Genomic DNA, 13,560 nt, shown 5'->3' on the forward strand with positions numbered 1-13,560 from the left:
AGATGTAAGTGTCTTAATCGAAGAGTTAATTGCAATGAAATATCGGGTATGTTAATATTACGCTAACGCTTACGATAGGAGTTGAAGAGGATAATGTAATATTTCTTGCTGAAGTTTAAAGAATAAAACAAGCTCTGTTTGCTGTGTTTTGTTCTATACTAGCAAGAAAGTTACCTTATTCTTTTCACTCAAATATATCCTTATCTGACTCTGCACCGGGTTGGATTTGCCTTATTTTTTGAGCTGCAAGAAAGGTCAACTTTCTTGCGGCTCTTTTTTATTTGAGAACAAAGGAGGTTTCCTGAAATGTCATTGGTCAAGGTAACTAATCTGACGTTTGCCTATGACGGCAGTTACGATAACATTTTTGAGCATGTAAGTTTACAAATCGATACCAACTGGAAATTGGGCTTTACGGGGAGGAACGGCCGGGGAAAGACTACGTTTCTCAATCTGCTGCTCGGCAGGTATGAATACAGCGGAACGATTTCCTCTAACGTCAGTTTCGAGTATTTCCCGTTCCACGTCGAACACAAGGAGAACCATACATTCGATGTGATCGCCGACATCTATCCGGACTATGAGCACTGGCAACTCATGCGCGAGTTTTCGCTGCTGAAGTTGTCAGAAGATGTTTTGTACCGGCCGTTCGATTCGTTGTCCAACGGTGAACAAACGAAGGTGCTGCTGGCGGTCCTGTTTTTGAAGGAAAACAGCTTTTTGCTTATCGACGAGCCGACAAATCATCTGGATCTGCATGCTCGGAAGCTTGTAAGTGATTATTTGAACGACAAGAGCGGGTTTATTTTGGTGTCACACGACCGGGCGTTTCTCGACAATTGTGTGGACCACATTATTTCGATCAATAGGACCAATATTGAAATCCAGAAAGGAAATTTTTCAGACTGGTGGGAGAATAAACAACGACAGGACAATTTCGAACTGGCCGAGAACGATAAGCTGAGGAAGGACATTAAGCGGCTGTCCGAAGCGGCCAAGCGAACGAGCAACTGGTCGCACGAAGTAGAAAAAACAAAAAACGGCACCCGTAACTCCGGCTCCAAGGTCGACAAAGGGTACATCGGTCACAAGGCCGCCAAAATGATGAAGCGATCCAAGTCGATCGAGCAAAGACAGCAATCCGCGATCGAGGATAGATCCCAGCTTCTGAAAAACGTCGATAGCTCGGAAAGCTTGAAAATTTCGCAGATGACTTATCATAAACCCCAATTGGTCGAGCTTGACCGCGTTTCGATTCATTATGGCGAGAAGAACGTTTGCCATGACATCAGCTTTACTGTCGAGCAAGGGGACCGCATCGTGCTCTCCGGTCCGAACGGCTCAGGCAAATCCAGTTTGCTCAAATTGATTTGCGGCGAGGAGATACCTTATTCCGGCGTGTTTCGAAAAGGGAGCCAGATGAAAATTTCCTATGTTTCACAAGACACCTCGCAGTTGCAGGGCAATTTGTCGGAATTCGCCAGATCCAGCGGGATAGACGAAAGCTTGTTCAAAGCGATTTTGAGAAAACTCGATTTTTCGCGCTTGCAATTCGAAAAGGACATCGCTTCTTTTAGCGGCGGTCAGAAGAAGAAGGTTCTGATCGCGAATAGCCTCTGCGAACGCGCTCATTTGCATGTTTGGGACGAACCGCTCAATTTTGTCGACGTCATATCCAGGATGCAAATCGAAGAGCTGCTGCTGGAGCATTCGCCGACTATCCTTTTTGTGGAGCACGACAGCGAGTTTTGCAAACATATCGCAACAAAAATCGTGGAACTGAAAGTTTAACTTACTCTAGGAGGATGAAAGCGATGATCATTGAGGTTGTAGATGATTATGTGAACCGGTTTCTTCCGGTTGACCCGGTTCACAAAAAAATAAATCTATTGCCGGAGGTTTACCAATCTATCGACAGATGCACGTAGCGATTACGTCCGCAAGCGCATCGTGTTTTTTCCTGCGTAGTTGGATAATGACGCAATAAAGCAACGGAGGTTGCTTTATTACTTTTTCTCCGGCGGTAAGGAGAACACATGAAACCAACCTCGAAATATGAAACGATTGGGCAGATCTTGTCCGACTTCAAGCAGCCCGCGTACCGGTATGGGCAAATTATGGACGCTATTTTCAAACAAAGAATTGCTGAATATGAACGGATCACAATACTGCCTAAATTTTTGCGAGAAGAGTTGGCCAGGACGCTTGGTCCGCACGTTTCCAGCGTCATTCCGGTAAAGGAACTCACATCGCAGCAGGTCAGCAAGGTGCTGTTTGCCATTGGGGGTGGCGAACGCGTAGAGGCCGTACGACTTACCTATGAACGGGGGTGGAAATCGTATTGTATTTCCACTCAGTGCGGCTGCGGGTTCGGGTGCAGCTTTTGCGCCACTGGCACCATCGGCCTGAAACGAAATCTGACCGCCGACGAAATTACCGACCAATTGCTTCACTTTCACTTGAACGGCCACGCCTTGGACAGCGTGTCCTTCATGGGCATGGGGGAGGCGCTCGCCAACCCGCACCTTTTCGATGCGCTGGCGATTTTGACCAATCCGCATCACTTCGGTTTAGGACATCGAAGAATTTCGATTTCCACTATCGGCCTGTTGCCCGGAATCGATAGGTTGACGCAGGAGTTTCCGCAGGTCAATCTAACCTTCTCGCTGCATTCGCCGTTCGACGATCAACGGAGCGAACTGATGCCGATCAATAAGCGGTTTCCGCTACGCGACGTGATGAATGCATTGGATCGCCATATTCGGCATACGGGTAGAAAGGTGTATATCGCGTATATTCTTCTTCGAGGGTTCAACGACTCGACGGAGCATGCGAAAGCGGTTGCCGCTCTGTTGAAGGGAAGGGGAGCTTGGGAACATCTCTACCACGTGAACCTAATTCCCTACAATCCGACAGAAGTGACGCCTCAAAGCTACTTGCCAACTGACCCCGAAAGGATCAAAACGTTCGTTCGAACGTTGAAGATAAATGGTGTGAACGTTACGGTCCGGACTCAATTCGGATCGGACATAAATGCGGCATGCGGTCAGTTATACCGAACCGAATAGTGGACGTAGCATGTTTTCAAATACCTTTGCCATTAGCCGAATTCACCTGAACTGGAAGTTGAGGTAAAATGAGGAGGGTGGCGTCGCTAAGCTAAAAAATCGCCTTTGAAAGAAAAGGAGCGCCTCGGAATGATGGGTCTATCGACGGGTGGATACCCATCACCATCAAGAAGGCGCTCTTTAAAGCTTTTATTAAAGATGAGCGGATAGCGAGCCCGGCTTATTACGGATTGGTGCTTTATTTATTCCGAAAATGGGTAATACATAGTTCCAACACTCATTTTGTCCAATACACCAAGAAAAAGCGCTGATTATGCGCAAAGAGAAAGGAGGATTGTGTTCAGCTCTAATCAGCCATTTTCCCGCTTCAGATCATCCCGATGAGTCAATGTAGTACAAAGGAGGTATTATAATGTTTCAGGAGCGTTTAGCTCTTAGCGAAAGGAAATTAAAGATTTTTACATCTGTATTTCTCGCCATTCTTTTATTCATCATGCCAGTCCTGCCTGCGGCGGCAGCATCACCTGGCAAAACCGTGAACGCATCGGCAAAGCTAGCATATAACCTAAAAGGGCTCAAGCACAATGTGGCCGTACAAAAAGCATATATCGCAGACAAGTATATCTATGTTACACAGCGGTCTAAGGGCACATGCTATCTTTCCAGATTGCGCATAAGCGGGAAAGACGCGAAGTACGTAGACCAAATGACCGTCACCAATACCGGCCATTGCCAAACACTTGATATGTACACATACAATGGAAAAAATTATTTCTACTTCAGTTCTAAAGCGGATCCTTCAACTGACCAATACTGGTCGCTCCAGGTAGCAAGACTTCAATATCAAGCCGGCCAAAAGGTCGATTATACGAAGCTAGATCGGTTCACCTATATGAACTATGCTAATAAGACTGGCAAAAGATTAGGCACCACCTATAGGGTAGACGGCGGCGGTAACAGCAATTACACGTTTTTCCGTGTACAGACAAAGGAAAAGACCGTCACTTGGTCCATATACAGCACAGCGGCCTTGAACAAGCTTTTGGACAGCAAAAAGCAGGTTCGAATGGACAGTGCCGCCGCGGTAAAAGCGAGCGTAGCGAGCTTCACACAAACCGGCAGCCGTATTATTAGACCGAATGGATCTTTTCAGGGTGCAGATATGCTAGGAAGTACTAAAATTTACACTTCAGGGGGCGCCGAAGGACAAACCCCTCAGATCGCCATGATGACCAGCTCGGGCGCGTACAAGAGCCTGGTGAAAATTACGAATGTGGGAAAGCATGAAATCGAGGGAGTTCAGACCAAGAACGGGAAAGTCTATTTTACCATTGTGACGGATCCCAAGAACAAGAAGAACACACAGAAAATTTACTATGTGCCGGATACTATATTTTAAATAACTATACGTATAAGAAGTCGTCGTTTGTTGGCGGCTTTTCGTATTAATAGGTCAGCCAGAGATTACTGGCTGGCCTATTTTTATGGCTGTACTATGATGGCGATAGCAGGGAGTACGTGCGGCTTTTAGGGGGAAGTGACCCCGTAGTAAAAACTGTTCTCCCACATTCCCCAATGACCATGATTGAGATGGTAGAGGCCTAGACCCGCTCACCATACTCATGAAGGACAAGCATGCATGAATCTAACCCGCCAATTTTGACATCATCTACGAACTGTTTATGACAGATGCCCATACACTACATGGTAAGTGTCTATATCAACATAAATGGAGGATAATACAAATGTGCTTTCACGGTAGCTTCGGCGGTTATTGGGACCGAGGTTTTGGAATTCCTTTTGAATTATGGGGGTATGGAAATCAACACCTTTCAGGCAGAACATTAACCTATTACCCGCTTCCCCCTCAAATATCATCCATACCATATGTAGGAGCGTCTTACCACATCTACCCTGAGAATCAAATGGCAACTCAATTGTACAATGGTTTTCATCAAAGTGTTGAAGCAGCACAAATCGCACCAGTTTCAGCGCAGGGGATGAAGGTGGATCAAAACAATACCGCTTTAGTGATCACAGATCCGCAAAATGACTTTTTAAGTCCGAATGGTGTAGCATGGAATTTAGTTAAAGACAGCGTGGCTGAAAATCATACGATTGAAAACATTGAATTATTATTAAAAACTGCAAAGGTAAATAAGTTTAAAGTGTTTGTGTCCCCTCATTGGTATTATCCCTACGACAAAAAAATGGATGTTTGGGGGAGTCATGGAACATTTGATGCACGATCTCAAGATGTATCAAAGAAAAAGTCCATTATCGCTTGAAGGATTTAAAGGTTCTGGCGCCGACTTTCTGGATAAATATAAACCCTATATTGAAGATGGTCAAACCGTCATCTGCAGTCCGCACAAAATTTTCGGACCCGAAGCTAACGACTTAGTTTTGCAACTGCGAAAACAGAAAATTTCCCGTGTCATACTTGCAGGTATGTCTGGTAACCTGTGCGTTGAATCTCATATGCGCGAACTAATCGAACAAGGATTTGAAGTAGCAGTGGTTCACGATGCCACGGCTTCTGCAAAAATGAAAGACTTGGATGGGGATATCGCCGCAAAAACGAATTTCCGAATGATTGCTAGTGCTTCATGGTCTACTAATGAGACTATAGATAAAATGAAATCCAATCATTGATAAAAACCTTATTCAGTTTGAAAGTTGAAATTTAGCTTACCAATGTGTCTCAACTATCGGGTACAAGAGCTCAATAAAACACCACGAGGCTGCCGCGAGCAGCCTCGTTAAGCTATTGGGCAGTTTGTTCCAATTATAGTAAAATGGGTTTAGGGCATTTTCAAGTCGGAATCTTGCCCATTTATCATTGATATTTTTATACCTGCTGGCAGCCAAGATGTACGCTACCAGACATTATCGGCAAATGTGGCGAGAAGTGGAAGCTTAGCGACCTAGTGTTGCTAGATAATTTCTCCAACGCCGTGCTGTTCGGAACCAGCAGATTCTTTGGTGATGTTGTATTAAAAATTGGTATAGATATCACCTCTGAGATCAAAGCTATGTCTCGTTTTAACGAGCCTGCTATTTGCCGTTGCTACGATACGGATGAGTCTCTAGGTGCACTGCTTTTGGAACGTGTTATGCAAGGAAATGATTTGACAACGATTTCTTCTGAAGAGGATCGAATTACAATAGCAGCTAACCTTATGTTACGCTTAAGTGTATTTCCAGGGACGACATTAGAGTTTCCTACATACTACCAATGGCTGCAGAATGATTTTAATCGTGTCCGCCGGAAAAGAAATGTGAGCGAGAAAATGGTTCACTTTATGGAGATAGCTGAAAAGCTTTTTCAAGAAATACAGGTACTGAGAAGATTTCCGAAGTTGCTGCACGGTGATTTGCACCATGAAAACATACTGCAAGACAGTAGAGGTCACTGGAAAGCGATTGATCCTAAAGGTGTCATTGGTACGCCTTGTATGGAGAGCGCTCGATTCATCGTTAACCAGGTATGGAAGGTCCCAGACAATGAAAAATCTCGTTCTCTCGCAGCCATGACTAAAAAGTTCAGTGATGCATTTAACGAAAGTCCTCGAATAATTGCAATTGGAGCATTCATCGATTTGGTGCTAATTCTTTGTTGTATGTATGAAAATAACGACGATCCGCAAGACATCTTGCAGTGTTTCGATGAATGCCAAATTTATATAGATTTTATTGCAACTTGCTCATGATGCCATCGTTCCGCTAACAGGACGAATAGATAGATTGACAGTAGCGAACGGAGTTGATATTATGTATTTGCCAAATTTGGGAGCGCTCCCAACATTAAAGGAGGTCACTATGAGCAAGCTTGTTCGGCTGCTTAAGCAGCAACCGGCGCTAATCATCAGTCTCCCTGGAAATTCGATGGAGCTATTTCGTGCAGCCGTCGAAGGCGGTGCGGACGCCATCAAAATTCATTTCAACGTTGAGCATCGTGCGAGTGGTACGCGTTTCGGTTCGATAGCGGAGTATGGCGAGCTGCTGTCCGATATGTGCCGGTCCTTCTCCGGACCGATCGGTGCTGTAGTCGGGGATTCCGTCCAGAACGTAACGCGGGAAGAAGTGAATCGTCTTACAGAGGCAGGGGCGGACTTTATTTCCTTGTATGCACATCATGCTCCGGGCTGGCTTCTTAACTGCGACAGGATCAGCAAGATGATTGCCGTTAGCGGTGATTACGAGGCAGGCGCCGTGTCGGCCTTTCGTTCATTGCCGATCGAAATGCTGGAGGCATCAATCGTTCCGGCTCACGAATACGGCAGCCTGATGTCCGTCAAAGATTTACTGCAATACCGATGGCTTGCAGAGCAATCCGGCAAGCCCGTTATCGTGCCCAGCCAGCGAAGCATTAGGGTAGACGAGCTTGAAGCACTGAGACTTTCGGGCATGAGCGGCATTATGATCGGGGCAATGGTGACCGGTACCGACGCTCAGTCAATTTATGAAGCGACAGGAACGTTTCGGCGCGGGTTGGACGAGCTTGGACGTTAAGGGATGAGTACGGGAAATGATGTTGAGAACGTCAGCCTCATCCAGTCTATCGGCGGAGATGAAAGGAAGAAAGGCGTGAACGACTGACATAAAGCAAGCAAAAAGTAATGACTTCAGGCAGGAGCTAACGACTATGACTGTAGAAAGAAAGAGCGAGACGACCCCAAAGCAGTACGATGTCATCGTCGCCGGCGGAGGTCCGTCCGGCACGATGGCGGCGATCGCTTCGTCCCGCAGCGGAGCGAAGACACTTTTGATCGAACGTTACGGATTTCTTGGCGGCATGATCACGAATGCGCTTGTCGGCCCGATGCAAAGCTTTCATTCTCGGGAAGAGCAGCTTGTAACCGGAATCGCGCAGGAAGTCATTGATCGTCTCGTTGCTGTCGGCGGATCTCCGGGACATGTAAAGGATATGGTCGGATTCGCCGCCTCGATTACCCCGGTCGATGTGGAGAAGCTGAAATATGTGCTGCAGGAAATGTGTATCGAGAGCAGCGTGCATGTGCAGCTTCACACGGTCGTAACGGGAGTCCGAATGGACGCTGGCAGCATCCGATCGCTCGAAATGTTCAATAAATCGGGAGCTTCCGAAGCAGAGGCGTCCGTCTATATCGATTGCACGGGAGACGGCGACGTCATGTGGCTGGCCGGAGTACCGTTCGAAAAGGGAAGGAAGAAGGACGGTCTGGCGCAGCCGATGACGATGATGTTTCGGATGGGCGGCGTCGATCTGACCGAAGTCCGCGCGTTCATGAAGTCGCATCCGCATGAGTTTGTTCTTGTCGACGGCTGGGAAAGCTGCTCGCATGTCGGCGTTTCCGGATTTTTCTCACTCGTCCGAAGCGCGCGGTTATCCGGCGAGCTGAGTGTGGAGCGTGACCGGGTGCTATTTTTCGAGCTTCCCGTCAAAGGCGAGGTGTCGGTCAATATGACGAGGGTGATCCGCTACGATGCGACCGACGGAGCGGCCTTGTCGGCCGCCGAGATTTTAAGCAGGCAGCAGGTCATGGAGGTCGTTCGTTTTCTGAACCGGCGCATTCCCGGCTTCGGGGCGGCGTATTTGATCAATTGCGGCACTCAAATCGGCGTTCGCGAATCAAGGCGAATACAAGGCAAGTATACGCTGACGGCGGACGATGTGCTGTCCGGGCGAACGTTCGACGACGTAATCGCCCGCGGTTCCTATCCGATCGATATTCACTCGCCGGACAGCGGCGAGCTGGACGCTACGGAGTTAAATCGGGGGTCTGCTTATGACATTCCTTACCGGTGCCTGCTGAACGATCACGTTCACAATTTACTCGTGGCGGGGCGATGCATATCCGCGACACACGAGGCCATTGCCTCCGCTCGCGTATCCCCTACGGCGATGGCTATTGGCCATGCGGCCGGCGCAGCGGCGGCCCTGGCCGCAACATCCGGTGCCGCACCCGGGGATGTGGATGTACGCTGTATACAACGGCTCATCGCCCAGCAGGGTGGGAACTTGGGGATTGGTCATGAAACTCGGATAGAGGAGTGAGAAGGTATGAAGCTGCATCAAATCGCACTGCTCCCATTGGATAGCCGTCCGTGCTGCCAATGGTTTCCCCAAAAAATCTCCGAGATCGCAGGGTCGCGCTTAATCGTGCCTCCGTTTGAGTTGCTCGGAAAGTTTATGAAGACAGGCAGCTGCGAAAGCATTCGCGACTGGCTTGTGAGCGCCGCCGGCGAGGCAGACGGTATGGTCGTGGCTGCGGATCAGCTCGCGTTCGGAGGGTTGATCGGCTCGCGTACGAATGAGCGGACATTGGAACAAGCTCTTGGGACGCTGGAAGCACTGCGGACGATCAAGGAGAATGATCCGGAAAAGCCGCTGTTCGTTTCCAGTACATTAATGCGAATATCGATCACCGGCCGGAATGCCGAATATGTGCATTATAAGGAGCTAGTGCAGCACTATTCGGAGCTGTTCGACCGGCGCCATCGGTTGAACGAAACCGGGGTTGATGCAGAGCTGGAGCAGGTGAAGGCGCAAATTCCGGCAGCTATTTTGGACGACTTCCTGCGGGCGCGGGAGCGCAATATGGTTATCCATCAGCAGCTGATCGATTGGGCGGCCGAGGGAATCATCGATTATTTGACGATTACGCAAGAGGATGCGAGCCCTGTCGGGCTTCATATTTTGGAGCAAAGAAAGCTGCAGCAACAAATATATGAGCGTCATGCTCAGTCAAAAACGATACTGTATCCGGGCGCTGATGAAGCAGCCCAGACGCTGCTCGCCCGCATGCTGCAAACGCTCGGAATGCGCAAAGTCAAAGTGTTCCCCCGCTTCACGTCGGAGTCCGGCAAGCTTGCCATACCGCAGTATGAAGACCGTCCGATCGAGGAGACGGTAAAAGCCCATCTATGGGCTGCCGGTTCTGTAATCGTCGATTCACCCTCAGAAGCGGATCTGATCTTGGCCGTGAATCCGCCGTTGGCGGACTTGACGAATGACGGGAATCATACGGAAGATGTAAAAGCTTTCTTTGATTCCAGGCATATGCTGAGCGATTTGGTGGAGAACGCCAAATATTACATCGAACAAGGCCGCAGGGTGGCGATCGCGGATGTCGCGCTACCGAATGCGTCCGACATGGAGCTTGTCCGCTATTTGCTCGACGAGCGGCTCTTCACCCGTCTGACCGGGTATGCCGGTTGGAACACGGCCGGCAATTCGCTAGGCACCTGTATTTCTCAGGCGGTTGCCCGTACGCTTACTGAGCTGAGAAGAGCCGGGTCGGGAGAAAGCATGGAGGATATAGACGGAATTCCGGCGAAAGCAACGGCAATGAAAGCGGAAGCGGCTCATACTTCATTTTTGTTGTCGCGATTAATGGACGAATGGGGGTATCAGGCTCAAGTTCGTGGAAAGGCTAACAACTGGATTGCGTCAAATCTGCCTGTCAGTCCATGGGACTTGGAGTCGTATTATGACCAAGTAAATGAGTTCGTCGTGGAGCGAATGAAGGAGCTGTTCACAGCAACGCGCCCGATGCTCGTCGATTCGTTAACGGACACGGCCGCATTGTCGGTCCGTGATGTACAGTTGACGTCCGTACGCCTTCCCTGGAACCGCACATTCGAAGTTGATGTGAAACTAGACGTAACGCTGGGCTAGTGAAGAGGGCAGCTTCCTTGTTCCAAGCCGTTTGACATCGACATGGAAACCTACAATAATAAAAAGTAAATTAAACGGGATGCGGTGATGGGGATGTCGAATACATTGGAATCCATAGCGAAGCTGGCCGGCGTGTCCCGAGGTACGGTGTCACGCGTCATCAATCGTCAACCCGGGGTGAAGCAGTCGGTCCGGGAGAAAGTGATGGCTGTCATTGCGGAGGCAGGGTACGTACCGAATCCGCAAGCGAGAAGCTTGGCCGGCGGAAAAACCGAGAATATCGGCGTTGTCGTATTCGGCAACAATCCGCTGTTTTTGTCTCATCATCTTTTCTTTGAAGTGCTGCAAGGAATTCAAAGCCATTCTACATTGAATGCGTACGACCTTGTTTTGTTCTCGAACCGCAGCGAAAGAGACAAGGAATACTGGAAGCGGATCGGCGACAAACGTAAGGTGGACGGCTTGATCATAATGGGCGAGGACATTCGCGAAGAATATTTGCAGTATTATTACGACCGCGACATTCCGTTCGTTCTCGTGGGCAAACGGTTGATCGAGAAATTCCCCGTGCATTGCGTAACGTCGGATTACCGTATGGGAGCGTACGAGGGGACGAAGCATATGCTCGATCAAGGATTGCAGCGTATCGTGATCCTTCGCGGTTTGCTGAATACGTTCCACGAGAATGAGCGGTTTTCCGGATTTGCTCAGGCGCTTGAGGAAGCCGGGCTCGATCCGGATAATGCGCTCGTGCTGAATGGGCAGGCGGACAAGCAAACCGCATATGGAGAGACGAGTCGGTTGCTCCATTCCGGAGAAACGTTCGACGGCGTTTTTGCCGGAAACGATTTGATGGCGTTCGGCGTCATCGAGGCTTTACGGGACTTCGGCCTGCGCGTGCCGGACAATGTCGCTGTCGTTGGTTATGACGACATTCAGGCTGCCCCATATTTCACCCCACCGCTTACGTCAGTCCGTCAAGATAAGCTGCGGTTGGGGCAGGAAGCTGCGCAGTTGCTGATGAAGCTGTTGAACAATGAGCTGGACAAGAGCGTCCCGGTCGATGTGATGATTGACAGCACGCTGATCATCCGGCAAAGCTCGTTGAAGACGGGCCTTTTATAAGCACCATGATATCGACCTAAATTGCCGCAGCCCCGTGCTGCCGGCGTTTTTCTTTTTTCGGCAATAGCACCGAACGGATGGAACGGCGGCAGCGGCCCCCCGGCGGAAGCTGCTCGAACAGCGTTCATGATTTACAACGCCTTGACGCCGGCATCCAAACAATGCAGGGAGATCATGTTCAAGTGGCAGCAATACTTCTAGACCAGTCAATTCCCGAAAGCGGCGATCAACTACGGTGCAGCTGGTTGGCAGTCATTAGCAGTTTACTGCTGTTAGAGGACAAGAACATATAGGGTTAGCCGCGGCCGACTCTAGCCTTACGGGCAGTATAGTTGAAAAAGGAACTTAGATTTATATCTCGAATAGCTAATGTAATCGGATAGCTAAATATTTGTTGACAAACAGGAGTTATGGCTTCCGTTAGAGGCGGAAAATTGTTTGAAATAGACGTTATCACCGTTCTAAGGGTTTCTAATGCGCTCCATCTTTATGAACGCAGAATCGGCTTCTATAATAGAGGAGAGTAGGTTCAAGTATTCGATGAGACGAAGAGGGGGAAACCGAAATGAAGACGATCAAGCGCATGATGGACCACCTGTATTGGGCGGACGGACGCATCTTGGACGCGCTCGAGGAGAGTGAGACGAAGAACAAGGACCTTCTGAAGCTGGTTCGGCACGTCGCTGTCGCGGAACGAGTCTGGCTGTCCCGATTGCAGGGTAAGGGCAGCACGCAATATTCGTTGTGGGAGGAAGCGGAAGACCTGACAGCGATCAGGACGATGTTCGAAGAGAACGCCGAGCAATATCGCGTCTATATCGAAGGGCTCGAAGAATCCGAGTTGGACGAGATGGTCGACTATGCGAATCAGAGCGGGGTTCCGTTCCGAACGTCCGCCCGGGACATCCTTTCGCAGGTTCTCTTACATGGGCAATATCACCGAGGACAGATCAACCGGGCACTTCGGATCGAATCGGCAGAGCCCGTTCAAGTCGATTACATCACGTTCGCGAGGCTCTAACGGAGCCTAACAATCACCATACTCGGAATGGGATTTGCATTGAGCTAACGGGAACGATAGCTCAATAATCATTAAGAACGATAATAAGGCTGCCGGTCGAACGGCAGCCTTCATGATCCGCAAGATCAGGTCTTTCCGACTAATCTACAATATTCCTGGTATAGTATGCGATTATATCTTTGCGACGAATAATACCGAGGAAGACGCGATCGGCGTCTACGACCGGAACGAAGTTCTGATCGGCCGCCAGCGTCAGCATATCGTCCAAATCGGCGCTGATCGCAACGCATTCGACTTTCATCCGTTTTTTGATGGAGATGACAGGAATTTCGTGCATCGTATCGAAGCCGAGACCAGGTGTGGCTTTCAGCTTCCATAACAAATCTCCCTCGGATAACGTTCCGAAATATAAGCCATTGTCGTCCAAGATCGGAATGGCTGTATAGTGGCTCGCCTCCAATTTATCCATGGCTTCTTTCATATTAGAGGATGTCATGAGGTAAGAGACCTCGTTCTTGGGATATAAAAACGACTTGATGTCCATTGAATCACGCTCCTTTGGTATATTAAATCATATTTCGTCGCGGGGTGCATGCGGAAGTGACTGGAACTTGTCTAATCCTAAAAGTTAAGTCGAAAGACGAGAACATAGTCCGAATTAAGTCCATGCAAATTGCGAGCTT

At 48.9% G+C, this 13,560-nt stretch carries 12 protein-coding genes; 11 read left to right on the top strand and 1 reads right to left on the bottom strand.

Annotated elements, in window-relative coordinates; genetic code table 11:
* Positions 1 to 306 precede the first annotated feature (306 nt).
* The 11 genes from L1F29_RS17460 to L1F29_RS17510 all read left to right on the top strand — a co-directional run bounded on the left by L1F29_RS17460 (position 307) and on the right by L1F29_RS17510 (position 12,877).
* Positions 307 to 1,791, top strand: coding sequence for an Lsa family ABC-F type ribosomal protection protein (locus L1F29_RS17460; protein WP_258383343.1), 1,485 nt, complete (start codon positions 307 to 309; stop codon positions 1,789 to 1,791).
* 245 nt (positions 1,792 to 2,036) lie between these two features.
* On the top strand, positions 2,037 to 3,068 hold the full coding sequence (locus L1F29_RS17465) for a Cfr family 23S rRNA (adenine(2503)-C(8))-methyltransferase (RefSeq protein ID WP_258383344.1): 1,032 nt from the start codon (positions 2,037 to 2,039) through the stop codon (positions 3,066 to 3,068).
* A 412-nt stretch (positions 3,069 to 3,480) separates the two neighbouring features.
* A complete protein-coding gene (locus L1F29_RS17470) occupies positions 3,481 to 4,467 on the top strand; it encodes a helveticin J family class III bacteriocin (protein ID WP_258383345.1) in 987 nt (328 codons plus the stop codon).
* 346 nt (positions 4,468 to 4,813) lie between these two features.
* The gene (locus L1F29_RS17475) at positions 4,814 to 5,356 is read left to right on the top strand and encodes an isochorismatase family protein (RefSeq protein ID WP_258383346.1); all 543 of its coding nucleotides are present in this window, start codon (positions 4,814 to 4,816) and stop codon (positions 5,354 to 5,356) included.
* Positions 5,298 to 5,723, top strand: a complete 426-nt coding sequence (locus tag L1F29_RS17480; protein ID WP_258383347.1) for an isochorismatase family protein — start codon at positions 5,298 to 5,300, stop codon at positions 5,721 to 5,723. The genes L1F29_RS17475 and L1F29_RS17480 overlap by 59 nt, the downstream gene beginning before the upstream one ends.
* A 275-nt stretch (positions 5,724 to 5,998) precedes the next feature.
* On the top strand, positions 5,999 to 6,781 hold the full coding sequence (locus L1F29_RS17485; RefSeq protein WP_258383348.1) for an aminoglycoside phosphotransferase family protein: 783 nt from the start codon (positions 5,999 to 6,001) through the stop codon (positions 6,779 to 6,781).
* A 109-nt stretch (positions 6,782 to 6,890) separates the two neighbouring features.
* Positions 6,891 to 7,583, top strand: coding sequence for a hypothetical protein (locus tag L1F29_RS17490; RefSeq protein WP_258383349.1), 693 nt, complete (start codon positions 6,891 to 6,893; stop codon positions 7,581 to 7,583).
* 133 nt (positions 7,584 to 7,716) lie between these two features.
* The gene (locus L1F29_RS17495) at positions 7,717 to 9,108 is read left to right on the top strand and encodes an FAD-dependent oxidoreductase (RefSeq protein WP_258383350.1); all 1,392 of its coding nucleotides are present in this window, start codon (positions 7,717 to 7,719) and stop codon (positions 9,106 to 9,108) included.
* A gap of 6 nt (positions 9,109 to 9,114) precedes the next feature.
* Positions 9,115 to 10,731 (top strand): DUF4127 family protein, encoded by a 1,617-nt coding sequence (locus L1F29_RS17500; protein ID WP_258383351.1) that lies wholly within the window; start codon positions 9,115 to 9,117, stop codon positions 10,729 to 10,731.
* Positions 10,732 to 10,824: 93 nt separating this feature from the next.
* Positions 10,825 to 11,856 carry a LacI family DNA-binding transcriptional regulator gene (locus L1F29_RS17505; RefSeq protein ID WP_258383352.1) on the top strand — a complete coding sequence of 344 codons (1,032 nt, stop codon included), beginning with the start codon at positions 10,825 to 10,827 and terminating at the stop codon, positions 11,854 to 11,856.
* Between the two features lie 565 nt (positions 11,857 to 12,421).
* The gene (locus L1F29_RS17510) at positions 12,422 to 12,877 is read left to right on the top strand and encodes a DinB family protein (RefSeq protein WP_258383353.1); all 456 of its coding nucleotides are present in this window, start codon (positions 12,422 to 12,424) and stop codon (positions 12,875 to 12,877) included.
* Between the two features lie 139 nt (positions 12,878 to 13,016).
* On the opposite strand, the gene L1F29_RS17515 is transcribed toward L1F29_RS17510, so the two are convergent.
* Positions 13,017 to 13,421, bottom strand: a complete 405-nt coding sequence (locus L1F29_RS17515) for a CBS domain-containing protein (protein ID WP_258383354.1) — start codon at positions 13,419 to 13,421, stop codon at positions 13,017 to 13,019.
* Between the last annotated feature and the right edge of the window lie 139 nt (positions 13,422 to 13,560).

The organism is Paenibacillus spongiae, assembly GCF_024734895.1.
Taxonomy (GTDB): domain Bacteria; phylum Bacillota; class Bacilli; order Paenibacillales; family Paenibacillaceae; genus Paenibacillus_Z; species Paenibacillus_Z spongiae.

What these genes read in the sequence shown, in the direction of transcription:
- L1F29_RS17495 (WP_258383350.1), top strand. Translation starts at nt 7,717, where the DNA reads ATGACTGTAGAAAGAAAGAGCGAGACGACCCCAAAGCAGTACGATGTC.
- L1F29_RS17505 (WP_258383352.1), top strand. Translation starts at nt 10,825, where the DNA reads ATGTCGAATACATTGGAATCCATAGCGAAGCTGGCCGGCGTGTCCCGA.
- L1F29_RS17475 (WP_258383346.1), top strand. Translation starts at nt 4,814, where the DNA reads ATGTGCTTTCACGGTAGCTTCGGCGGTTATTGGGACCGAGGTTTTGGA.
- L1F29_RS17510 (WP_258383353.1), top strand. Translation starts at nt 12,422, where the DNA reads ATGAAGACGATCAAGCGCATGATGGACCACCTGTATTGGGCGGACGGA.
- L1F29_RS17460 (WP_258383343.1), top strand. Translation starts at nt 307, where the DNA reads ATGTCATTGGTCAAGGTAACTAATCTGACGTTTGCCTATGACGGCAGT.
- L1F29_RS17470 (WP_258383345.1), top strand. Translation starts at nt 3,481, where the DNA reads ATGTTTCAGGAGCGTTTAGCTCTTAGCGAAAGGAAATTAAAGATTTTT.
- L1F29_RS17490 (WP_258383349.1), top strand. Translation starts at nt 6,891, where the DNA reads ATGAGCAAGCTTGTTCGGCTGCTTAAGCAGCAACCGGCGCTAATCATC.
- L1F29_RS17515 (WP_258383354.1), bottom strand. Translation starts at nt 13,421, where the DNA reads ATGGACATCAAGTCGTTTTTATATCCCAAGAACGAGGTCTCTTACCTC.
- L1F29_RS17480 (WP_258383347.1), top strand. Translation starts at nt 5,298, where the DNA reads ATGGAACATTTGATGCACGATCTCAAGATGTATCAAAGAAAAAGTCCA.
- L1F29_RS17500 (WP_258383351.1), top strand. Translation starts at nt 9,115, where the DNA reads ATGAAGCTGCATCAAATCGCACTGCTCCCATTGGATAGCCGTCCGTGC.
- L1F29_RS17465 (WP_258383344.1), top strand. Translation starts at nt 2,037, where the DNA reads ATGAAACCAACCTCGAAATATGAAACGATTGGGCAGATCTTGTCCGAC.